17 protein-coding genes are annotated in these 21,679 nt (G+C 70.5%); 4 read left to right on the top strand and 13 right to left on the bottom strand.

Annotated features, from left to right (window positions below):
• Nucleotides 1-40: 40 nt before the first annotated feature.
• On the bottom strand, nucleotides 41-2,020 hold the full coding sequence (locus tag OG417_RS13590) for a hypothetical protein (protein ID WP_329255118.1): 1,980 nt from the start codon (nucleotides 2,018-2,020) through the stop codon (nucleotides 41-43).
• 145 nt (nucleotides 2,021-2,165) lie between these two features.
• Between OG417_RS13590 and OG417_RS13585 the strand changes: the two genes are divergently transcribed.
• A complete protein-coding gene (locus tag OG417_RS13585; RefSeq protein WP_329255115.1) occupies nucleotides 2,166-4,301 on the top strand; it encodes an alpha-galactosidase in 2,136 nt (711 codons plus the stop codon).
• A 76-nt stretch (nucleotides 4,302-4,377) separates the two neighbouring features.
• Nucleotides 4,378-4,851, top strand: coding sequence for a hypothetical protein (locus OG417_RS13580; protein WP_329255112.1), 474 nt, complete (start codon nucleotides 4,378-4,380; stop codon nucleotides 4,849-4,851).
• A 106-nt stretch (nucleotides 4,852-4,957) separates the two neighbouring features.
• On the opposite strand, the gene OG417_RS13575 is transcribed toward OG417_RS13580, so the two are convergent.
• Both OG417_RS13575 and OG417_RS13570 read right to left on the bottom strand, forming a co-directional pair.
• Nucleotides 4,958-5,932 (bottom strand): zinc-binding alcohol dehydrogenase family protein, encoded by a 975-nt coding sequence (locus OG417_RS13575; protein WP_329255109.1) that lies wholly within the window; start codon nucleotides 5,930-5,932, stop codon nucleotides 4,958-4,960.
• 88 nt (nucleotides 5,933-6,020) lie between these two features.
• Nucleotides 6,021-6,404 (bottom strand): DoxX family protein, encoded by a 384-nt coding sequence (locus tag OG417_RS13570; RefSeq protein WP_329255106.1) that lies wholly within the window; start codon nucleotides 6,402-6,404, stop codon nucleotides 6,021-6,023.
• A gap of 214 nt (nucleotides 6,405-6,618) precedes the next feature.
• Between OG417_RS13570 and OG417_RS13565 the strand changes: the two genes are divergently transcribed.
• Nucleotides 6,619-7,548, top strand: coding sequence for an RNA polymerase sigma-70 factor (locus OG417_RS13565; protein ID WP_329255103.1), 930 nt, complete (start codon nucleotides 6,619-6,621; stop codon nucleotides 7,546-7,548).
• 78 nt (nucleotides 7,549-7,626) lie between these two features.
• Here OG417_RS13565 and OG417_RS13560 read toward each other — a convergent pair whose 3' ends face one another.
• From OG417_RS13560 to OG417_RS13540, 5 genes are all read right to left on the bottom strand, one after another.
• Nucleotides 7,627-10,380, bottom strand: a complete 2,754-nt coding sequence (locus tag OG417_RS13560; protein ID WP_329255101.1) for a bifunctional YncE family protein/alkaline phosphatase family protein — start codon at nucleotides 10,378-10,380, stop codon at nucleotides 7,627-7,629.
• Between the two features lie 3 nt (nucleotides 10,381-10,383).
• A complete protein-coding gene (locus OG417_RS13555) occupies nucleotides 10,384-11,736 on the bottom strand; it encodes an ABC transporter permease (protein ID WP_329255098.1) in 1,353 nt (450 codons plus the stop codon).
• Between the two features lie 94 nt (nucleotides 11,737-11,830).
• The gene (locus tag OG417_RS13550) at nucleotides 11,831-12,790 is read right to left on the bottom strand and encodes an ABC transporter ATP-binding protein (RefSeq protein ID WP_329255094.1); all 960 of its coding nucleotides are present in this window, start codon (nucleotides 12,788-12,790) and stop codon (nucleotides 11,831-11,833) included.
• A 374-nt stretch (nucleotides 12,791-13,164) separates the two neighbouring features.
• The gene (locus OG417_RS13545; protein ID WP_329255092.1) at nucleotides 13,165-13,911 is read right to left on the bottom strand and encodes a class I SAM-dependent methyltransferase; all 747 of its coding nucleotides are present in this window, start codon (nucleotides 13,909-13,911) and stop codon (nucleotides 13,165-13,167) included.
• An 84-nt stretch (nucleotides 13,912-13,995) separates the two neighbouring features.
• The gene (locus OG417_RS13540) at nucleotides 13,996-14,595 is read right to left on the bottom strand and encodes a DUF7691 family protein (RefSeq protein WP_329255088.1); all 600 of its coding nucleotides are present in this window, start codon (nucleotides 14,593-14,595) and stop codon (nucleotides 13,996-13,998) included.
• 105 nt (nucleotides 14,596-14,700) lie between these two features.
• On the opposite strand from OG417_RS13540, the gene OG417_RS13535 reads away from it, so the two are divergent.
• Nucleotides 14,701-15,288 carry an HD domain-containing protein gene (locus OG417_RS13535; RefSeq protein WP_329255086.1) on the top strand — a complete coding sequence of 196 codons (588 nt, stop codon included), beginning with the start codon at nucleotides 14,701-14,703 and terminating at the stop codon, nucleotides 15,286-15,288.
• A gap of 27 nt (nucleotides 15,289-15,315) precedes the next feature.
• Here OG417_RS13535 and OG417_RS13530 read toward each other — a convergent pair whose 3' ends face one another.
• The 5 genes from OG417_RS13530 to OG417_RS13510 all read right to left on the bottom strand — a co-directional run bounded on the left by OG417_RS13530 (nucleotide 15,316) and on the right by OG417_RS13510 (nucleotide 21,599).
• Nucleotides 15,316-16,353 carry a family 2 encapsulin nanocompartment cargo protein polyprenyl transferase gene (locus tag OG417_RS13530; RefSeq protein ID WP_329255084.1) on the bottom strand — a complete coding sequence of 346 codons (1,038 nt, stop codon included), beginning with the start codon at nucleotides 16,351-16,353 and terminating at the stop codon, nucleotides 15,316-15,318.
• 80 nt (nucleotides 16,354-16,433) lie between these two features.
• The gene (locus OG417_RS13525) at nucleotides 16,434-17,834 is read right to left on the bottom strand and encodes a family 2B encapsulin nanocompartment shell protein (protein WP_329255081.1); all 1,401 of its coding nucleotides are present in this window, start codon (nucleotides 17,832-17,834) and stop codon (nucleotides 16,434-16,436) included.
• A gap of 93 nt (nucleotides 17,835-17,927) precedes the next feature.
• The gene (locus OG417_RS13520) at nucleotides 17,928-19,355 is read right to left on the bottom strand and encodes a family 2B encapsulin nanocompartment shell protein (RefSeq protein WP_442875680.1); all 1,428 of its coding nucleotides are present in this window, start codon (nucleotides 19,353-19,355) and stop codon (nucleotides 17,928-17,930) included.
• Nucleotides 19,356-19,557: 202 nt separating this feature from the next.
• Nucleotides 19,558-20,832 carry a hypothetical protein gene (locus tag OG417_RS13515; RefSeq protein WP_329255075.1) on the bottom strand — a complete coding sequence of 425 codons (1,275 nt, stop codon included), beginning with the start codon at nucleotides 20,830-20,832 and terminating at the stop codon, nucleotides 19,558-19,560.
• The gene (locus OG417_RS13510) at nucleotides 20,832-21,599 is read right to left on the bottom strand and encodes a bestrophin-like domain (protein WP_329255072.1); all 768 of its coding nucleotides are present in this window, start codon (nucleotides 21,597-21,599) and stop codon (nucleotides 20,832-20,834) included. The genes OG417_RS13515 and OG417_RS13510 overlap by 1 nt, the downstream gene beginning before the upstream one ends.
• Nucleotides 21,600-21,679: the final 80 nt, after the last annotated feature.

Here is a 21,679-nt window from a genome sequence, read left to right as displayed (position 1 = left end):
CAAGAGGGCATCGTGGCCGATCAGGGGGTTTTCGGCCCCATCAGGCCGACGGCACCCAGTAGGAGTACAGATCCGTTCCGGTGAGGTGGAACCGGAACTGCACCTGGCGGCCGGACAGCGACGCGAGCGTCCTGCCGCCCTTCCACCTCACCGTCGCCGCGTACTGGTCGCCGGTGACCGGTAGCGCGTCGCTCTCGGCGTAACCGGGGATCGGGCTGCCGGTCGCGGCGTCGAGCACCTCGACGGTGAGCGAGCCGCGAGAGTGCACGACGGCGTTCACCTTGAGCGTGTCGCCGTGGAAGACGACCGGCTTGGTGGTGAGCTCGCCCGGCTCGCCGGTGCCCGGCCTGGAGGCGTTGGTCAGCGACAGGAAGCCGTCGCGCCGCCACGTCGCCATGCCGGTCTGGCCGACGTAGGGGTCGGGGTCGGGCGCGGTCTGGTCCTGACCGCCGTGCCCGGCGTTGAACGCGCCGTAGTACATGGTGATCGTCCTGTCCGTCACCAGCGCGTTGGAGGAGGTGTAGAGCGCGCCGTCGTCCCAGGCTCCGGGGTCGCCGGGCCGCAGGACCGGGTCGCGTACGGGTCGGCTCCAGTCGGTCAGGTCACGCGAGGAGGCGACCTGCGGCAGCACCGGTCCGGCGCCGGCCGACGACTGGGATCCGGTGGTGTAGTCGGTGGTCAGGAAGACCCACGGGATGCCGACATAGGTGCTCTCGTACGGCAGCACCGGCATGCCGTAGATCTGCCCCTCCAGCCCGTTCAGAGCCTCGGCCGCGCCGTCGTCGGCGTAGTCACCGGCCACCGCTAGCCGGGGTGTGCTCCAGGTGAGGAAGTCCTTGCTGGTCGAGACGAACGCCGCGCGGTCGTAGATGCCGGGCGTGCGCGAGGTGAACATCCGCTTCTTGATGGTGGCGATGTACCGCTTGGTACGCGGATCCCAGGTCACCTGCGAGACGTCGCCGTCGAGGAGGGCCGGCTTGTCCTCGCCGAGCGTCTGGTTGACCACGCCCGAGTGGAACTGCATCAGGGCGAACCGCCGGTCCGGGCTCGCCTCCGGGTTGTACGCGACGGTGCCGCCGCCGGCGATGACGATGTTGGTCTTGGACGCCGGGATGTCCTTGTAGCCGACGCTCCCCCGGCCCAGCGGCTTGGTCCACTTCCTGCCGTCACGGCTTTCGGCGTAACACAGGTAGTAGCCGGGCGCGACGTCGTTGTTGCAGTCGTACCAGAGCCGGTAGACACCCCCGATCTTGAACACCGAGCCGTAGGTGTAGGCCGACGACTCCCACGGACGGTCGGGCCGGATGACCGGCTCGGGCAGCTTCTTCGCCGGGTGGACGACCCGGCCGACGTCCTTGGAGGAGGCGATCCGGTAGTCGTCGAGGAAGAGCTCCCGCGCCGGCCCGAGGTTCGGGTCGTAGGCCTGCGGCGTTTCGGCGAGGTTCACCTCGTCCCAGTACGAGACGCCCTCGTCCCCTGCGGCGACGCGCACCGTCACGTGTGCGGCGCCGGCCGGCGCGACGCCGGAGACCGTGACGGTCTGCCAGTCCGTGCCCGGCTCCGGCGTGGCGACGTGGTCGCCCAGGTCCTTGCCGTCGAAGCCGGTGAAGTCGAGCGAGAGCGCCGCCGGCTTGCCGCTCTTGCCCTTGACCTTGGCCGACAGGCGGTACTCCCGGCCCGCGGCGGCGACGATCCGGTCGCTGGAGACGGTGACCGCGTCGCCCCGGTCGTTCACCTCCAGGGAGCCGAGCCCCGCCGTGCGGTACGCGGAGAGGTTCACGATGTTCGCGCCGGCCTCGTCGCCCTCGACGGACCAGCCGATCGGATGGCCGGCGCGGTCGCCGGCGTCGAAGCCGGCGTTCGGCACCAACGTCATGGCCTTGCCGGGGTCGGTGCCGGGCGGCGTCTGGCCGCCCGCCGCGGCGGGCCGGTACGCCACGAACGCACCGAGCATGACCGTCACCAGGGCGACCGGCGCGACACGTCGCCGTACGGCCGCCCGGCCATCGCGTTGAACCATGAACGACCTCCTGTGGGCCGGGTCCGGGGCGCTCAGAGTGGTGTGGAATGTCATTCCATGTCAAGACTGCAGGCCTTGACATGGAATGCCTTTTCATGGAGAAACGGGGCGACCTGTACTCGTACACGATCGACCAGGAGGGGCAGTGACGGCGCTCCGGCCCACGGGAACCGGGTTCGACCCGGACACCGCGACCTGGTTCCTGCACACCCCGAACACCACGTACGCGCTGCGGCTCACCGACGGCCGCCTGGCGCACGTCTACTGGGGCGCCGCCCTCACCGACGCGGAGGCCGCCGCGCTGCCGGTGCGGGCCGAGTCGGGGGCCCGGCAGCGGGGCAGCACCAGCTTCGAGGCCCGCTACGACGGCACCGAGGAGTACGCCTGGGACGGCGGCGTGCGGTACGGCGTGCCGTCGTTGCAGGTCCGGTTCGCCGACGGCGCGCGGGGCCTCGACCTCGAGCCCGTCGGCGACGAGATCACCGTGGACCGGCTGACGATCCGGCTGCGCGACCGGCACTACCCCGTGGAGGTGGCCCTGCGCTACCGCCTGCGGCCCGACTCCGACGTGCTCGAACGCTCCGTGTCGCTGACGAACCTCGGCGACGCCGAACCGATCGAGGTGCTGCGGTTCGACGCGGCCTCCTGGGCGCTGCCGCACCGTGACGACTACCGGCTGTCCCACGTCACGGGCATGTGGGGCGCGGAGACCCGGCTACGGCGGGAGGTCGCGGCCGCCGGCGAGACGGTCTTCACCAGCCGGCGGGGCATCACCAGCCACCACGCCAACCCCTGGGTCATGGCCGACGACGGCACGGCCGGCGAGGAGCACGGCGAGGTGTGGAGCGTCGCGCTCGCGTGGAGCGGCTCGTGGCGCATGACCGTGCAGCGCACACCGCTCGAGCGGCTGTCGGTCTCCACCGGGTTCGGGCACGACGGCATCTCCTGGCGGCTCGCGCCCGGCGAGCGGCTGGACAGCCCGGTCAGCGCCGGGATGTTCACCCCCGGCGGGTTCGGCGCCGCGAGCCGTGCCTGGCACGCCCACGTACGGCGGCACGTCCTGCCGCACCCGGAGGAGATCCGCCCGGTCCTGTACAACTCCTGGGAGGCGACGTTCTTCGACATCGACGTCGCCCGGCAGTCGGCGCTGGCCACCCGGGCGGCCGAGCTCGGCGCCGAGCTGTTCGTCGTGGACGACGGCTGGTTCCGGCCGTACCAGGACGACCGCGCCGGCCTCGGCGACTGGCGGGTCAACCCCGATCTGTTCCCCGACGGGTTCGCGCCGCTGGCCGAGCACGTGCGCTCGCTCGGCATGGGTTTCGGGATCTGGGTCGAGCCGGAGATGGTCAACCCCGACAGCGACCTGTACCGGAGCCACCCCGACTGGGTGCTGCACCAGCCGCACCGCGCCCGTACGGAGCTGCGGAACCAGCTCGTGCTCAACTTCGGCCGCGACGACGTGCGCGCGTGGGCGGGCGCCTGGCTGCACGGGCTCGTCCGCGACACCGGCGCCGTGTTCCTCAAGTGGGACATGAACCGGACGTTCAGCGAGGCCGGCCAGCCGGGGGCGGCGGACCCGGACCGGCTGTGGATCGAGCACACGCGCGGCGTCCACCTGGTCATGGACCGGCTGCGCGCCGCCTGGCCGGACCTGCGCATCGAGTCGTGCAGCGGCGGCGGGGGCCGCCTGGACCTGGCCATCCTCGCGCGCACCGACCAGGTCTGGGCCTCGGACAACACCGACGCGGCCGACCGGCTCCGCATCCAGGACGGCTTCACCCGGCTCTACCCGCCCGGCGTGCTGGAGGCGTGGGTGACCGACAGCCCGAACACCGTCACCGGGCGGCGGACGCCGCTCGCGTTCCGCTTCCACGTGGCGATGACCGGCGTGCTCGGGCTGGGCGGCGACCTGGCCGCCTGGTCCGACGACGAACGCTGCGAGGCGGCCTCACTCGTCGCGCTGTACAAGCGGATCCGCCCGCTCGTGCAGCAGGGCCGGCTCTACCGGCTGCGCCCGCCGGACGCCGACGGGCTGTGCGCGCTGCAGTTCGCCGACGACGACGATGTCGTGGTGTTCGCCTTCCGCGAGACACCGCGGATGGGCTTCGGCGTGCCGCCGCTGCCACTGGCCGGCCTGCCGCGGTCCGCCCGCTACCGGGACACGAGCACCGGAGCGGAGTACGACGCGGGCGTGCTGACCCACCACGGCCTGCCGCTGGACCTGCCCCGCGGCGAGTACGCCAGCACCGTCGTCCACCTGGAACGCCGTCGGCGACCGTAACGGCAACCTGATCGAGTGCCGCTGTGACGACGGAGTCCTCACCGAGGTCCGGCACTCCCTACGCGATCATACGGGGATGAGATGGACCCGTCTCTTGCTCGCGCTCGGTGGCCTGCTGGTCGTCATCGCAGGGCCGGCGGTGATCAACCCCTACGGCTTCACCGGCCTCGGCGACCGGCTCTGGCTTTGGTGTTCGCTGGCGGCCGCCGGGTTCGTCCTGCTCAGCGTCGCAGGTGTGCGGCTGTCGATCGCGGGGCGTGGCGTCCGGTCCTGGCTGCCGGCGCTCTGCGCCGGTTGTACGGCGCTGGCAGCACTCGCGAGCATTGCCTGGTGCCTGCTCACCACGACACTCGTGGATTACTCGAACGAGCAGAGGGTGGCGGCGGTCTCCCCCGATGGCCGGTTCGCCGTTGTTCTGTACTACGCCGACCGTCGATCAGCAAGCATGACCGATCGACCGGGTGGCCTGTACCTGCAAACGACGGAGGGTTTTTTCAGTTGTCCGGGAAGTGGGCGAAGAGGACATAAGGGAACATTCACTATCCTTTGACCCGGTCAAGGTCCGTGTCGGCCATCCGATGGGCGACAGTTGCACGCCGGACCTCTACACCAGTTGACGGGGGCGGCGCCCGCCTGCCGCGCCGATTCGGTCGCGTTCAGGGGTTGACGACCACCATCTTTCCCTTGGCCTGGCCGGCTTCCATCACACGGTGTGCCTCACGGACCTCCTCGAAGCGGAACACGCGCGACGGCTTGGCCCTGAGCCGGCCGGCCGCGACCCGCTCGGCGATCGTCTGCAGGGGCACGTCCGACAGCGGGAAGCCGGGGGTGCCGAAGACGAAGCTCGCGAAGAAGGTCAGGTAGACGCCGCTTGCCATCTGCCCCAACGGGTCGAAGTCGCGGATCGGGTCGAGGCCGCCGAGCCAGCCGGCCAGGCAGGCGCGGCCGCCGCGCCGTAGGAGCCGCAGGGAATCGAGGATCGTGCTGTTGCCCACCAGGTCGAGTACCGCGTCCAGCCGCCCGGCCTCCGCGATTCGCCCGGAGAGCTCGGGCTGCTCGCGTTCGGCGCGTTGCGCGCCGAGCTCCTCCAGCATGGCGAAGCGCTCGGGGCTACGCGTGGTGGCGATGACCCGTGCGCCCGCGTCGACCGCGAGGTTGATCGCGGCCTGGCCGAACGCGGAGGTCGCGCCCCGGATGAGCAGTGTCTGACCTCGGGCGATCTCCAGGTTGCGGAACAGGCATGTCCACGCGGTCGCGTAGGTCTCCGGAATGGCGGCGAGGACCTCCCAGGGGAGATCGGACTCGATCAGGGCCACGTTCGACACCGGCGCCCGAGTGTACTCCGCGTAGCTGCCGTCGATGGTGCGCCCCAGGCCGCCCATCAGCGCCGCGACCTTGGCACCGACGGGGAACTCACCGCCCGGACAGGCCTTCACCAGGCCTACGCACTCGATGCCGCTCACCCTCGCGGCCTCGGCCCATTCGCCCCTGCGCATATGCATCTCGGCGTGATTCATGCCGAATGCCTTGATGTCGATGACGACATGCCCCTCGATGGGCTCGGGGTCCGGCAGTTCGGTGTAGACCAGGCAGTCCGGTCCCCCGAATTCCTCGATCACGATGGCACGCATCACAGCCCTCCAGACGAGGCCCACCGGCGCTGGACCTCCGTTCTATCCGGCGGTCACGGCCTCGGGTGACGACGCGCCCGGTACTTGGTCAGCCTATGAAGGAGCCCGGACCGAAGCGGCCCCACGCGATGAATGCCGCGAGTGTGAGGTAGAGCAGGTTCAGCATCACGAACCCGGCCTCGCCGCGCCGGCCGTGAGTGATCATCGCTCCGACCATCAGCAAGACCCAGCAGACGGCGGTCACCGGCACCAGGACCGGTGCGATGCCGACCGCCGCGGGCAGGATCAGGCCCGCCGCGGCCAGGAGTTCCAGGATGCCGAGGGCCTTGACGAAGCCGACGCCGGCGTCTTCGGTCCATCCCCCACCACGGGCCGCGGCCAGCTTCTCCTTGGGCACGAACGTCTTGCTGATGCCGCCGGTCAGGGCCACCACGGCCAGCAGTCCGGCGCAGATCCACAGGGCGAGGTTCATGAGATGTCTCCTTCGTGCGTTCTCGTACACGAGGTGCCGGTGCCGCGACCTTTGTGACAGCTCATGCGTGTGACGTGCACCATAGGCAGATGGCGACCGCCGGCCGGCCGTGATGTGATCCTGTTTTCGTCCCCTCGCCGGTCTGCCGGGCCGCCCAAAAGTGCGGTCCGCGTCTCGCGGGGGGCATGCGAGGGTGACGGATGAGGAGCCACCGATGGCGGAGCAGGACGCGGCACCCGGCGCGGGCGTGAGCGATGCCGCCTGCCCGGACCCTGCCACCGAGGCGTTCGTCGCCCACCGGAACCTGCTGTTCACCGTCGCCTACGAGATGCTCGGCTCCGTCGCCGACGCCGAGGACGTCGTGCAGGAGACCTGGCTGCGGTGGACCGAGATCGACCTCGACACGGTGCGCGACCGGCGGGCGTACCTGGTGCGCGTCACCACCCGCCAGGCCCTCACCCGGATGCGCACGCTCCGCCGCCGCAAGGAGACCTACGTCGGCCCCTGGCTGCCCGAGCCGCTGCTGACCGCGCCCGACGTCGCCGATGACGTCGAGCTCGTCGACAGCATCTCGATGGCGATGCTGCTGGTGCTGGAGACGCTCACGCCGACCGAGCGGGCGGTTTTCGTGCTGCGCGAGGTGTTCGAGCTGGAGTACGACGAGATCGCCGAAGGCGTCGGCAAGAGTCCCGCCGCGGTCCGCCAGACCGCCCACCGCGCGCGGGCCCACGTCGCCGCGCGCCGACCACGCGACGTCGTCTCCCCGGCCGAGACCCGCGCCGCCCTGCAGGCCTTCCAGCGGGCGGTCGAGACCGGCGACCTGCAGAGCCTGCTCGACATCCTCGCGCCGGACGTCGTCGCCCTGAGCGACGGCGGTGGGATCAAGCAGGCCGTGAGACGGCCCGTCGTGGGGGCCCGCAAGGTGGCTCGTCTGCTGGCCGCCGGGCTGGACCTGGTCGGCGCCCAGATATCGCTCGAGCCGGTGCGGATCAACGGCGCCCCGGGTCTCGTCCTGCGGCTCGGCGGAGAGATCGACGGCGTCATGGCGGTGCGGGTCGAGGGCGGCCTCGTCACCGGGCTGTACTTCATGCGCAACCCCGAGAAGCTGTCAGGCATGGCGCGGGAGATCGCGGTGGGCCGCTGAGTCCCCGGTTCGCCGCACGGGGAACAGAAGAAGCCCCTGGCCGACGCCGGCCAGGGGCCCTCCTATGTGATCCCTACATCAGTCGTTGTCCGACGACGGGATGTAGGCGCCGGGGACCTTGTCCGGCGCGTAGATCTTCGTCTCGCCCGGGTAGGGCTTGGCGAACCCGTGCGTCTGGTACCACGTGAAGTGGTTCATCTGCTCGGGGTTGGCGGAGTCCGCCTTGGCGAGCGGCCCGGTGAAGTGCTGCTGTGACTGCCACTTCTGCCACTGCGCCGCTACCTGCTGCTCGGCCGCCGGCACCTTCGTCGTCGTCGGCGCGGGCGCGGCCTTCGGGTTCTGCGCCGCGGGGGTGTCCGCGCCACAGGTCGGCTGGGGCGACACGCCCAACGTCAGCGACGTGCGGTTCGGCACGGCGGTGAACGGCGTGTTGTCCGGCTTGTTGGTGAAGGCCCGCGTCATCGGGGTGGCGGCGCTGTCCTTCTGGTTCATCGGGTGGATCCCGAGGATCTGCTCGATGGTGCGGATCATGGTGATCTGCGAGTAGTAGTGGCTGTCGACGGTGCCGTGCTGGGCCCAGGGGCTGATGATCTGGATCGGGGCACGGTGGCCGTCGACGTGGTCGAGGCCGGCCTGGGAGTCGTCCTCGACGACGAAGATCGCCGAGTCCTTCCAGTACTTGCTGTGCGAGATCTCGTCGACCACCTTGCCGACGGCGAGGTCGTTGTCGGCGACCTGGGCGGCGGCGTTCGCCGGACCACCGGTGTGGTCGTTGGAGAACCAGAACATGTTCAGGTTCGCCGGACCGTTCTTCTCGAAGTCCTGCTTCCAGATCTCGTACTTGTAGACGTCCGGGACGCTGGTGTCGAACATCGGGAAGCCGGGCACCGACACCTGGTTGAGCGACGGGATCGCCGAGCCCGTTCCGATGGGGTAGGCGGTGGGCTTCCCGGTCGCGGACATGGTCTTGGCGTCGCAGTACAGGTTCTGCCACGTCGCACCGGACGGCTTGGTCTCGATCGACTGGAACTCGCCGTAGTCCTTCACGGTCTTGCCCGCCGCCTGCGCACCGGTCCAGATGAAGCCGCTCCGCTGGTGGCCGAGGGCGTCGTTCTCGGTGTCGTAGCTGCGCAGGTACTCACCGGCCGAGGACTCGGTGTACTCCGGGTCGTCGGCCTGCATCAGCCAGTTGTGCCCCTCGGCGGAGTTCGTGCCGATGTCGTAGGTGTTGTCGTACAGCCCGAACTGGTTGGCCAGCGCGTGCTGGTTCGGCGTCACGTTCTCGCCGAACTGGGCCACCGACGCGTCACCGTTGCCCTTCGCGATGTCGCCGAAGACCTGGTCGTAGGTCCGGTTCTCCTTGACGAGCATGAAGACGTGCTTGATCGTCGAAGGATCGCCGAGCTTCACCGGGACCGGGACCGGCTTGGCGCCCTTGCCCTTGGAGGTCTTGACCGAGCCCGGGGTCCAGCCGTTCTGCTGGAAGACCTTGGCCGTGTAGGACCTGATCACGCCGTCGTTCGGCAGCGTGAACTTCTGCAGGCTCGACGTCGTGTCGTGCGTACCGTGCCCGGCGCTGTTGGCGGGCGGCGTGCGGAGGGCGTCGATTCCCCGGGTGTTGGAGACCAGCACGTCCTTGCCGACGGTGGTGATCTCCGCGGGGAAGTAGTCCGTCGGGAGCAGGCCGACGTAGCTGACCGGCTCCAGCGGCCTGGTGTACCGGTAGACGGCGACCGCGTTGGCGCGGCCGAGCGTCACCAGCAGGTGACCGTCCTTGGTGAGCGTCACCGCGTCGGGCTCGTAGCCCACCGACGCCTCCGGCCACGGCCGGGTGGCGATGGTCTGGACGACCTTGTCCTTGGACGTGTCGATGACCGACACGTCGTTGGTGGCGGTGTTGGTGACGAACAACGCGCCGTTCGTGGCGTACAGGGCGGTCGGGTGCAGGCCGACGGCGATGCTCGCCGGGGCGGCGGCCGGGTTCGCCAGGTCGATGACGCTGACCGTGCCCGTGGTGGTGGCACCGGTCTTCGGGTCGGCCGGCACCTGGGTGTTGTAGGAGTTGATCGTGGTGTCGCCGGCCTTCGCCGGGCGCCCGCCCTCGTTGCTGACGTAGAGCTTGTTGCCGACCTTGACCATGCCACGCGGGGCGTTGCCCACGTTCCAGCTCTGCTGGATGGCCCCGGTCGCCGCGTCGATGGCGACCACGCGGTTCTGGCCGTTGACGGCGGAGTACACGGTCTTGCCGTCGGGCGAGAACACCGCCTGGGCCACCAGCGCGTGCTTGGGCCCGTCCGCCGGGATCTTGATGGACGTCGGGTCGGCGAGGGTGCCGTCCGAGTTCACGGTGAACCTGGTGTAGCCGTCGGTCTGGCCCAGCCACAGCTGCGAACCGTCGGGCGAGTACGTGGGGCCCTCCTGGCCCACGTCGTTGCCGCCGATCTTCAGGTTCGCCGCCGCGCTGTTGCCGACGAGCTGCTGAACCTTCCAGTCCTTCAGGTTGACGATGGCGAGCGCCATCCCACCGTCGGTGACCGAGGCCGCGACGTGGGTGCCGTCCGGGCTGACCGTGGACGACATGATCTTGCCGTTGTTGATGACGAGGCGCTTGCCGATCGGGTTGATGTACTGGTCGCTGGAGACGACCTGGCCCTTTTTGGTGGTCTGGCCGACCTGTTGGGTGCCGAACCCCTCGGTGGAGGCGTAGGCGATGCTTCCGCTGGCGACGGCGATGGCCGCGGTGCCGGCGGCCACCGTGTTGATCCGGCGGCCCGTGCGTCTTTCGAAGAACCTACGGCGGGACTTCGCGACGCGCTGGCGCGTGACGTGCATGAGTTATCCCTTGGTGCTTGCGAGCAGGTCGACGTTCCCGTCGAACTGCCACAGAGGATTGGGGGCGTCCCCGGTCGGGGTGCGCACCTGGAAGTAGCCGTTCACCTCCTTCGGTCCGTCTCCGTCGGCGACGTACCGCCCGTCCGCGGTGACGTCGAGCTGGTAGATGGCCTGGCCGACGGCGGTCGTGCCGGGCAGATGCCAGGACACGACGCACCGCCAGTCGTTGCCCGGTCCGTGGTCGGGGACGCGGGGGCCGCCCTTGTCGCAGGACGCGGTGGCCCGCAGCCGGGCCTCGGTGACGCCGGGGCGATGGAGCTCCCGCGTCTGCATCCGGTACAGGTGGGCGTACGCCGTGGCGAGCGAGTCCTGGACCTTGGCCCGTTCGATCCCGGAGCCCGTGGCCGGTGTCGCGCCGATGAGCACGACGACGGTGAGGGCGACCAGCCCGGCCAGCGGCAGCGCCCCGGCGACGAGCACACGCCGGCCCGACCCGTCGTACGCCAGGTCGGTGAAGTCGCGGCGGACGAACAGGTGGTAGGCGAACGCGGTGGCGACGACCGCCCACGCCAGGCTCACCACGAGGCCGATGAGGAGGGGGCCGACCTGCGCCGGGCTGGTGAACAGCCCGCGCCAGGCGAGGAAGGCGTGGCTCGGCAGGGCCAGCCGTACGGCCACCGGCAGCGGGAGCAGCTGCGCGAGCTGCAGCGCGAACGCGAGCAGCGCGGGCGTCAGCAGCCCCATCGTCGAACGCCCCAGGGCCACCGAGCCGAGGAGACCGATCGCGGCGAACGCCAGCGTCGGCGCGAGCACGCAGGCCCACGAGAGCAGGACCGTGCCGGCCGCGTCCCCCGGGGACAGCAGATGGCCGTCCATGCCGACGAGCGGCCGGTTGCCGACCGCGGCCAGGCCGCCGGCGATGCCCGAGACGGCCAGCCCGGCGACCAGGAGCAGGAGCACGGTGAGGGCGGCGATGCCCTTGGCCACGAAGATCCGCCTCGGCGAGCGGACCGAGACGAGGAGGTGGCGCCAGGTGCCCAGCCGGTCCTCGGTCGCGAAGACGTCCCCGGCGACCAGGGCCGTGAGCAGCGGGAGCGCCCAGCTGCGCGAGAAGTCCAGCACGACCAGTGCCCCCGCCCAGCCGGTGCTGTGCATCCAGCGGCCGAAGACCGTGTCGGCGGGCAGCATGCTCTGCAGGCTCACGACGGCCACGAAACCCGCGGGGGCGATCCAGCAGGCGAGCAGCAGCACGCGGATCCGCCACTGGGACAGCAGCTTGACCAGCTCGAACCGGTAGCTCCGCGACACCGGCGCCGGCCGGGCCTCGACCGGCGGTGGAGCGACGGTCGCGGTCATGAACCCTCCCCCGGCCCAGCCGGCGAAAGCACTCCGCGTTCCCACTGGGGGACTGCCGAGGTGCGGTGTCTTCCGGTTCGCTCGCTTCGCCCGGTCACGAGAGGTCCTCCTCGTCGGTCTGCCCGGCCCCGGTGAGGGCCAGGAACGCGGCCTCGAGCGGCGTCACCACGGGCGCCAGCTCTCGTACCGCCACGTCGGCGTGCACCAGCCGCACCACCAGCTCGTCGAGGGCCGGTACGGGGCCGCGGACCACGAGCACGTCGGCGTCCGGCTCGACGCGGTCACGACCGGGTACGACGCGGAGCCCCGGCGTGTCCACCGCTATCTGGTGGGCCGCCGTTCGGTCGGAGGTGCGTACCCGGTAGTCGAGCTCCCCGCTCTCGGCGGCGAGCTTGCCCACCGGCCCGGAGAAGACGACCCGCCCGGTGGAGAGGAGGGTGACCTCGGAGCACAGCGCGGCGAGGTCGTCCATCCGGTGGCTGGACAGGACGACCGCGGTCCCGTCCTCGGCGAGCCGGGTGATGACGCGGTGCACGTGGTGCTTGCCGGCCGGGTCCAGGCCGTTGGACGGCTCGTCGAGCACGAGAAGCCGCGGTGTGGTGAGCAGGGCGGCGGCCAGCCCGAGTCGCTGGCGCATGCCCAGCGAGAACCCCCGGATGCGATCGTCGGCGACGTCGGTGAGCCCCACCTGCTCCAGTGCGTCGTCGACGCCGACCGCGTGACCGGTGTCGTACCCGCGCAGGGAGAGCAGGGCGGAGAGGTTCTGCCGCGCGGTGAGCGACGGATAGAGCCCGGGCCCGTCGACGAAGCCCGCGACGCCGTCGGGGACGGCGAGCGTCCGGCCGACCGGCGAACCCAGGATCTCGAGGCTGCCGCTGTCCGCCATCGCCAGGCCCAGCAGCAGACCGAGGAGCGTCGTCTTGCCCGCGCCGTTCGGCCCGACCAGGCCGTGCACCTGCCCGCACGCCACGTCCAGATCGACGCCGTCGAGCGCGAGTACGTCGCCGAAGGACTTCGTGATCCCGCGACCCCGGACTGCGGGGCTCCCGTGCATGTGGATCTCCCTTGGCTTGATCTTCAGCACCAGGAACCTAAAGATCACGGTTTGCGCGGGGAGAGCGTGCAGACAAACATTGGGCAAACTCGCCGATATATGACCTAAACCGGCCATAGCGCTCAGCCCGGCCATGGCCCGGCCACACCGGGCAACGGCCCCACCCAGTCCGTCAGGCGGGGCAGGTCACGCCCGGCCCGGCTAGGGGGTGGAGCGGATCGCTCAGGCACCGTCGACAGGCACAACGGGCCGCTCCGGCAAGGCCCGGCAGGCGGGGCTGGGTCCCGGCGCGGTCAACAGGCCTGACAGGCACCCAGCATGGCCGGCAGGTGCGGCGGACCGCTCCGTGGCGGGCGAGGATCAGGCGAGGGTGGTCATCGGCGGTGCGCCATGAGGTACCCGCGGCGGGTCTCGACCTCCTCGGGGTGGTGCCCGCGTTCGAGCCGCGCGTATGTCGTGAGGCCGGCGGCGTCGAGCTCGTCGGCGATGTCGTCCGGGGTGAAGAAGTGGAAGTCGACGTCGACGTCGCGGCCCAGCCACTCGGTCAGGTGCCGTACCTCGGAGCCGATGTGGAACGAGACGAGCAGCCGGCCGCCCGGGCGGAGCACCCGGTGGATCTCCTGGAAGGCGCGGGTGAGCTCGGCCGCGGTCAGGTGGATGATCGAGTACAGGGCGACGACGGCGGCGAACTCCCCGTCGCGGGCGGGCAGATCGAGCAGGTCGCCCTGGCGGAACTCGACGGCGGGATGCTCCTTGCGGGCCAGCTCGACCATCGCACCCGACAGATCAACGCCGACCGCGGCCGCACCCTGGCCGGCGAGCCAGCCGGTGACGTGTCCGGGCCCGCAGCCGAGATCCGCCACCGGCGCGCCGGCACCGGCCTGCTCCAGCAGGGCGGTGAGCAACGCCCGGTCGAGCGGCTTGTGGGCCAGCTCGTCCCGGAAGCCGGCCGCGTACGGCTCGGCGACCGCGTCGTAAGTCCGGCGAACACCATCATGGCTGTCGAATGCCACCATGCCGACCAGCCTCGCACAGTCGTACGCCGCGTCTCCGCCCGCCTCGGTTCCACCGGCCGCGACGCCGGTGAGAATCTCTTCTGCGATCGCCCTGCGGCCTCCCATTCGGCCCGCGCATTCCTGCCGCGGATGGCGATGTGTCCGGCCATGGCAGCGCGCCGCGAAGGTGAGGGCGATGCCGTCCGGGAGTCAGAAGCCGAAGCCGGCGACGCCCCAACCAGGCCTGGCCTGCGCCTCGCGCGTCCAGCCGATGCACGAGTTGATCGCCGCGAGAACCTCGCGGTCGAGAGCGTCGCGCTGCTCCGCCGTCGTGGCCTCCCATTCGGCCAAGGCCTGTGCGCACTCCTGCGGCGACCATTCGCCGTAGCAGGGCAGATGCTCAGGACGAGGCAGCTGCGAGGGAATGGAGCCGTACATGAAGTCGGTGACGCGAACACCGATGCCGAGCTTGGCGAGGCCCTCGTCGACCATCTCCAGCCACTCACCGCGGAACGGCGAGAAATCGTTGTTGTCCAGGAACCTGCCGTAGAACTCGCAGATCGTCTGGTACGCGTACCCGTACTGGAAGCCGTGCGCGGCGTCGTAGGGCCCGCCGTTGATCACGGCCTTGACCGCTTCGTACCGCGTGGGAGCACCCGACTCGATCTCGCTGTCGAACCACTCGTCCGCGTGAGCGAGCGCGGTCTTGAACCGGCCTCCGATCATCCGGCGGAGCTTGTCGTCCCCGGAGCCGATGGCGCCCCGGGCCTTCTCGAGGTCGACGAGATAGAGGGTCAGCGAGTAGCTCATGCCGAGACCGTAGCGTCCGGCGCCGACAGCGCCGTCCTCGCCAGATCGCCGGGACGTACGTCGGCCGGGTGGTGCGGATCGGCCGGGGTTCACTATCGTGCGCGGATGGCATCCTCGGCTCTCGATCGGGCGTTGCGGGACGAGGCGGGGCTCCGGCGGCTGCCCGAGGATGTGGAGGGGCTGCTCCACCGGCTCGACGCGCCTCCTCGGCTCGGAGCGCATCTGCGGGCGGTGCACGACGTCGCGTGCCGGCTGCTCGACTCACTGGGCGAGCGGTTTCCCGGGGTCGACGTCGACCAGGAGGCGGTGCGGTACGGCGCGGCCACGCACGACGTCGGCAAGGCCTACGTGACCGAGGAGCTCTCGGGACCCGGCTCGGAGCACGAGCCGCGCGGGCATCGGCTGCTCCTCGACCACGGTGTGGACGAAAGGCTCGCGCGGTTCGCCGGGACCCATGGCACCTGGGACGGACCGGACGTCACGTTCGAGGATCTGCTGGTGAGCCTGGCCGACAAGGTGTGGAAGGGCAAACGGGTGCCCGACCTGGAGCAGCGCGTCGTCGACCACCTCGTGTCCACGGCCGGGCGGGAGCCGTGGGAGGTGTTCATGGCGCTCGACGACCTGCTCACCGAACTCGCCGCCGGCGCCGACCGGCGGCTGGCCTTCCAGTCCGCTTATCCCATCACCTCCTGATTCGGACCTCGCGTCCCCGACGCCCCATCAGTGATCGCGGTGAGTGATCATTCGGGCCAGTGTGGTCAGTTCCTCGGCGGGGCGCGCGGCCGGGTTGGCCGAGCGCAGGTGGTGGAGGGCGTCGGCGAGCAGGTCGCCGGCCTTTCGCCGGCACCAGGCGCGGCCTCCGGCGCGTTCGATCAGATCGGCGGCGTGGATGAGCTCGGCGTCGGACAGCGGCAGGTCTCGGCGGTAGAGCGCGGCCAGCTCGCGGCCGGCCGGTGTGCCCGAGGTCAGTGCGGCGACCACCGGCAGCGACTTCTTTCTCCGGCGCAGGTCGGCGTAGACGGGCTTGCCGGTGAGCTTCGGGTCGCCCCAGATGCCCAGCAGGTCGTCGGCCAGCTGGAACGCCAGGCCCAGCTGCTCGCCGAAGGCGCGCAGCCGGACCGCCTGGTCGGGCTGCCCGCCGAACAGCGCGCCCAGGCCGCACGCGCAGCCCAGCAGCGACGCGGTCTTTCCGCCGGCCATCGACAGACACTCGGACAGCTCCACGTCGGCACGCGTCTCGAACGCGATGTCGGCGCTCTGACCGGCGACGAGCCTCTGCACGGCGGTGCTCAGCCACCGCATGCCGGCGGTGGCGGCCGGGTGCTCGCTGGCCGCCAGCACGTCGAAGGCGAGCGTCAGCAGGGCGTCGCCGCCGAGGATCGCGGCGCCCACCCCGAACGCGGCCCAGGTCGTGGGGCGATGCCGGCGCGTACGGTCGCCGTCCATCACGTCGTCGTGCAGCAGAGAGAAGCTGTGCACCAGCTCGATCGCGGCTGCGGCGGGCACCGCCGACGACGGCTCTGCACCGACGGCCTCGGCGGCCAGCAGGGTGAGCGTCGGGCGGATCGCCTTGCCTCCGGCGGCGTTGGTCGGCTGACCGCGCTCGTCCCACCAGCCGAAGTGGTGGCCCGCGACCAGCCGCATCGACGCGGGGAGCGTGTCGATGGCCGACCGGAGTGCCGGATCGACCATGCTCCGGCTCCACGCCAGGATCTCGCCCGCCGCGCGGGTGGTCCTCGGATGGTCGGTGGTGGTCATGAGTCCTCCTTCGCCAGAGGGCGTGACCACTGGGGCATGCCTTCGATTCCCTCGCTCGGCTCAGTCATGGGCACCTCTCGTCAGCGGGAGATCTCGACGTTCTCGAGGATGCCCAGTGCGTCGGGCACGAGAACGGCCGCGGAGTAGTACGCGCTGACGAGATAGGAGAGGACGGCCTGATCGTTGATCCCCATGAAGCGCACCGACAGGCTCGGCTGCACCTCGTTCGGGATGCCGGTCTGGTGGAGGCCGATGACGCCCTGGTCGTCGACACCGGTCCGCATCGCGATGATGGAGGTCGTACGGTCGTCGCCGATCGGGATCTTGTCGCAGGGGAAGATCGGCACCCCGCGCCAGGAGCTCACGGCGTGGCCCTCCACCTCGACGCTCTGCGGGTAGACGCCCCGGCGGCTGCACTCACGGCCGAACGCGGCGATGGCCTTCGGGTGCGCGAGGAAGAAGCGGGTCTTGCGGCGGCGGCTGAGCAGCTCGTCCATGTCGTCCGGGGTGGGCGGGCCGGAACGGGGGTAGATGCGCTGCTTGAGGTCGGCGTTGTGCAGCAGGCCGAACTCGCGGTTGTTGACCAGCTCGTTCTCCTGCCGCTCCCGCAGCGCCTCGATCGTCAGCCGCAGCTGCTGCTCCACCTGGTTCATCGGCTGGTTGTACAGATCCGCCACCCGCGTATGAACCCGCAACACCGTCTGAGCCACGCTCAGCTCGTACTCCCGCGGCGACAGCTCATAATCCACGAACGTCCCCGGCAACACCGGCTCACCCGCGTGCCCGGAGGCCAGGCTGATCGCGGCCTCGCCGTGTTTGTTCTGGGCCGGCCGCTCCTGGTCGCGGAGCGCGGCGAGGTGGTCGCGCAGCTCTTCGGACTGCTCGGCGAGCTCGTCGAAGCGTTCGCGCGACAAGGTCAGGACGATGCATTTGGTCTGGGCCTTGGCGGTGAAATCCCACGTCTCCTGAGACCCGGCCAACGCCCGATCACCGAAGTAATCACCATCGGCCAACACCCCCAACGCCGTCTCATCACCATACTTACCAACCCCCACCCGACCGACCTTGCCATGCGCGATCAAAAACACCTGATCCGCAGGCCTCCCCACCTCCACAATCACATCCCCGGCATCAAACTCCTGCTGCACAAAATGCCCCGCCAACGCATTCAACGTCCCCTCGTCCGCAAACCCCCGCAACAACGGAAGCTCACACAACTCCGGCGGAACAACCCGCACCTCCGACCCCGTCGAAGAAAAACTCACCCGCCCATCACCCACCGCATAACTCAACCGCCGGTTCACCCGATAAACCCCACCCGACGCCTGAACCCACGGCAGCATCCGCAACAACCACCGAGACGAAATCCCCTGCATCTGCGGCGCCGACTTCGTCGTCGTCGCCAGATTACGCGCCGCCGCCGTATCCAGACTCAACGGCGAACCCTCAACACCCAGACCCGACTGCGCCGACTCCGTCACGACACACACCACCATTCTATTTTATCGTTTGGTTGTTGATCCGTACGGGGACAGGCGCGGAGCGCATATCGCCCCGCGCCCATCGGCGGCCCGCTATTCGTTCGTCGGAGCGGTTTCGACGTTTTCGAGGATGCCCAGTGCGTCGGGTACGAGAACGGCCGCGGAGTAGTAGGCGCTGACGAGATAGGAGATGATCGCCTTCTCGTTGATGCCCATGAAGCGGACCGACAGGCCGGGCTGGTATTCGTCCGGGATGCCCGTCTGGTGGAGGCCGATGACGCCCTGGTCGTCCTCGCCGACGCGGAGCAGCATGATCGAGCTGGTGCGGGTGTCGCTCACCGGGATCTTGTTGCAGGGGAAGATCGGCACCCCGCGCCAGGCGGGCACCCAGTTGCCGGCGATGTCGACGCTCTGCGGGTAGACGCCCCGGCGGCTGCACTCACGGCCGAACGCGGCGATGGCCTTCGGGTGCGCGAGGAAGAACCCGGGGTTCTTCCAGACCGTCGACAGGAGCTCGTCCATGTCGTCCGGGGTGGGCGGGCCGGAGCGGGTGTAGATGCGCTGCTTGAGGTCGGCGTTGTGCAGCAGGCCGAACTCGCGGTTGTTGACCAGCTCGTTCTCCTGCCGCTCCCGCAGCGCCTCGATCGTCAGCCGCAGCTGCTGCTCCACCTGGTTCATCGGCTGGTTGTACAGATCCGCCACCCGCGTATGAACCCGCAACACCGTCTGAGCCACGCTCAGCTCGTACTCCCGCGGCGACAGCTCATAATCCACGAACGTCCCCGGCAACACCGGCTCACCGGTGTGTCCCGACGCCAGGCTGATCGCGGCCTCGCCGTGCTCGTTGTGGTCTCCGGCGGGACCTTCGCGGTAGCGCTCGAGGTGCGCGCGGAGAGTGTCGGACTGGTCGACGATCTCCTGGAAGACCATCCCGGAGAGGGTCAGGACGATGCATTTGGTCTGGGCCTTGGCGGTGAAATCCCACGTCTCCTGAGACCCGGCCAACGCCCGATCACCGAAGTAATCACCATCGGCCAACACCCCCAACGCCGTCTCATCACCATACTTACCAACCCCCACCCGACCCACCTTGCCATGCGCGATCAAAAACACCTGATCCGCAGGCCTCCCCACCTCCACAATCACATCCCCGGCATCAAACTCCTGCTGCACAAAACGCCCCGCCAACGCATTCAACGTCCCCTCGTCCGCAAACCCCCGCAACAACGGAAGCTCACACAACTCCGGCGGAACAACCCGCACCTCCGACCCCGTCGAAGAAAAACTCACCCGCCCATCACCCACCGCATAACTCAACCGCCGGTTCACCCGATAAACCCCACCCGACGCCTGAACCCACGGCAGCATCCGCAACAACCACCGAGACGAAATCCCCTGCATCTGCGGCGCCGACTTCGTCGTCGTCGCCAGATTACGCGCCGCCGCCGTACCCAGACTCAACGGCGAACCCTCAACACCCAGACCCGACTGCGCCGACTCCGTCACGACACACACCACCATTCCGTGTTCGTACCGACTGGGGAACCCGACGGGTGAATTCAGCTACCGAACCGGCCGCCAGGAAGGGCGGCACATTGGCCCGGCATTGAATTAACACCTTTGCTCGCGGATGACATTACGTTGTGTATCCCTTTGATCACAATAGGCAATCGCAGGTCGTTTCCCGGGGCGCCGGCGACCGTCGCCACGGGCCCGCCCGCGCTCACGGAGCGGCCGCGAACGCCACGCCGGCACCCGCCGCGATGACGGCCGTGATGACGACGAGAACCATCAGCGTGGTCAGCGGGTTCTTGCGCCGGGGCGGCACGGGTGCGGCCTTGGGCACGGACGCCCGGCGAGGCGGTGCCGTGATCGGCGCGGACGGCCGGTGCGGTGCGGGCGCCGCGGCGGCCGGCACGACGCGATCCACCACGGGCGCCACCGGGGCCGGAGAGGACGCGGACGGCGGAGCCGCCGGAGGGGGCGGGTTCGGCGGCGACGGCGTTGGCGGCGGCACGGGCGGGGGTGGAGCCGGCGGCGCGGGCGAAGGGGGCCCAGGGGGTGGCGACGGCACCGGACCGCAGTCGCCGAGTTCCGCGCGCACTGTCACGAGGTTCAGTACGCCGAGGTCGACGCACAGGGGGTAGAGGACACGCACGCTCACGTGCGCGATGTCCGGCCGTCCGGCGGCCACCGAGGACGCGGAGCCCACCCCGGCGTCGGCGGCGAGCACGGACAGGGGGCCGGGACCGCCGCCCAGCCGCAGAGCGGCCACCAGGGCCGGCGGACCGCCGCCGGGGTCGAGAGCCGAGACCGGCAGGCCTGGAGAGGCTCCGGCGACCGCCGGATCGGTGGCGCTCCCCTCCGCTACGGACGTCCCGGGCGCGCCCGGCTCCCGCCGCGAGGACTCGGCGACGCCCGTGTCATCACCGCGGGCCGCGCGCGGGAAGGACGACGACGCGCCGACGTCCGACCGCGGAACAGTCCCGGCGCTCCCCTCTCGTACGGGCGGTCCGGCCGGAGAACGCCCGGCGGGCGCCCGACCGGACCGGACAGGCTCACCCGCAGCGCCCGGGTCCGTCCGCCGGGAGGCTCCGGCCGAAGGCGGATCACCGATGGGACTCTCCGCGACGGGTGAGGCGGCGCCCCGGTCCCGAGCGCGCCGCGCAGGCGCTTGAGCGGGCCGGATCGGCGCGGCCGCCGGGCGCGCCTCCTCCTCCGGGGACTCCGGCCCCGCGCCTTCGGCTCGGGAGGTGCCGGTGCCCGGTCGTGGGGCGGCCGCCCTGGAGCGGACGGGTCTCGCGCGAGTGCCCGGCGATGTCGCCGCGCCGGCGTCGGGCGGCCGGGCCCGTCGCTGGTCGGTGCGCGCGGCGGACGTCTGGTCGGGGTTCGTGCCGGTCGCGAGCGCGGGGGTGGCGGTCAGGCCGACGACCGTTCCGGCCGCGAGGACGGCCGCGCAGGCGGTGCCGGCGGAACGAGGGGTGAGGGCGACGCGCATCAGCGGCTCTCCGGGATCTGCTGGAACTCGTGCTGGGCGGTGATGTACGCGTCGGGCTTGACGCGCAGTGCACCGGTGAAGACGTGGGAGATGTCGAACGCGAGGAAGACGCCGACGCCCAGCAGGGCCGCCATCACGCCGAGCGGCACGATCGTCATCGCGCGGGGCCGGGCGCCCGCCATGAACGGGAAGACCAGCACGACGAGACCGGTGAGGACGGTCATGTAGAGCAGGCCCACGGGCGGGCGGGCCTTCGCGTCCATCGCGCGCTGGCCGCGCGCCGTGGCCAGGGCCTGGAGCTGCTCCACGACCGCGTCGCGGTCGTCCTTCTGGTCGTCGTCGGCCACCGGCAGGGCGTTGACCTTCGCGCGGAGCGCGGTGAGCCGGTCGTCGCCCTCGGCGGTGACGTGGCCGCGCTTCATCGATCGCCACTCGCGGCCCACGATGAGGTCGGTGTACGCGCGCAGGTCGGCCTGCACGTCGTGGCCCTGCGGGGCGGGGAGCGCGGCCGCCGCCCAGTACGCCTCGACGAGCGCGCGGCCCTCGGTGTAGGTGTTCTCGCGCGCGGAGTCGGCGGTGGTCCACGGGACGACGATCGCGATGGCGAAGACCAGCAGGAACAGCGCCGACAGCATCGAGCCGGCATGACCCGCGGTCGCGCCGCCGGGATCGCCGTCGTCGGAGCCGCGGCCGAACTTGCGGAAGAGCAGGGCCGCCGCGACGACGACGCCGACCGCCGCGACGACGGCGAGAATGCAGACGAGCATGACCGGCTCCAGGTCTTTGGGTGGCTGGCGGGGAGGGGCGGACGCCCGGCATTGCTGAGCGTTATTTGACTATCACATTG

Origin of the sequence: Actinoallomurus sp. NBC_01490 (assembly GCF_036227085.1) — a bacterium.
GTDB classification, from domain to species: domain Bacteria; phylum Actinomycetota; class Actinomycetes; order Streptosporangiales; family Streptosporangiaceae; genus Actinoallomurus; species Actinoallomurus oryzae.
This window is presented reverse-complemented; position numbering and strand designations above follow the sequence as displayed.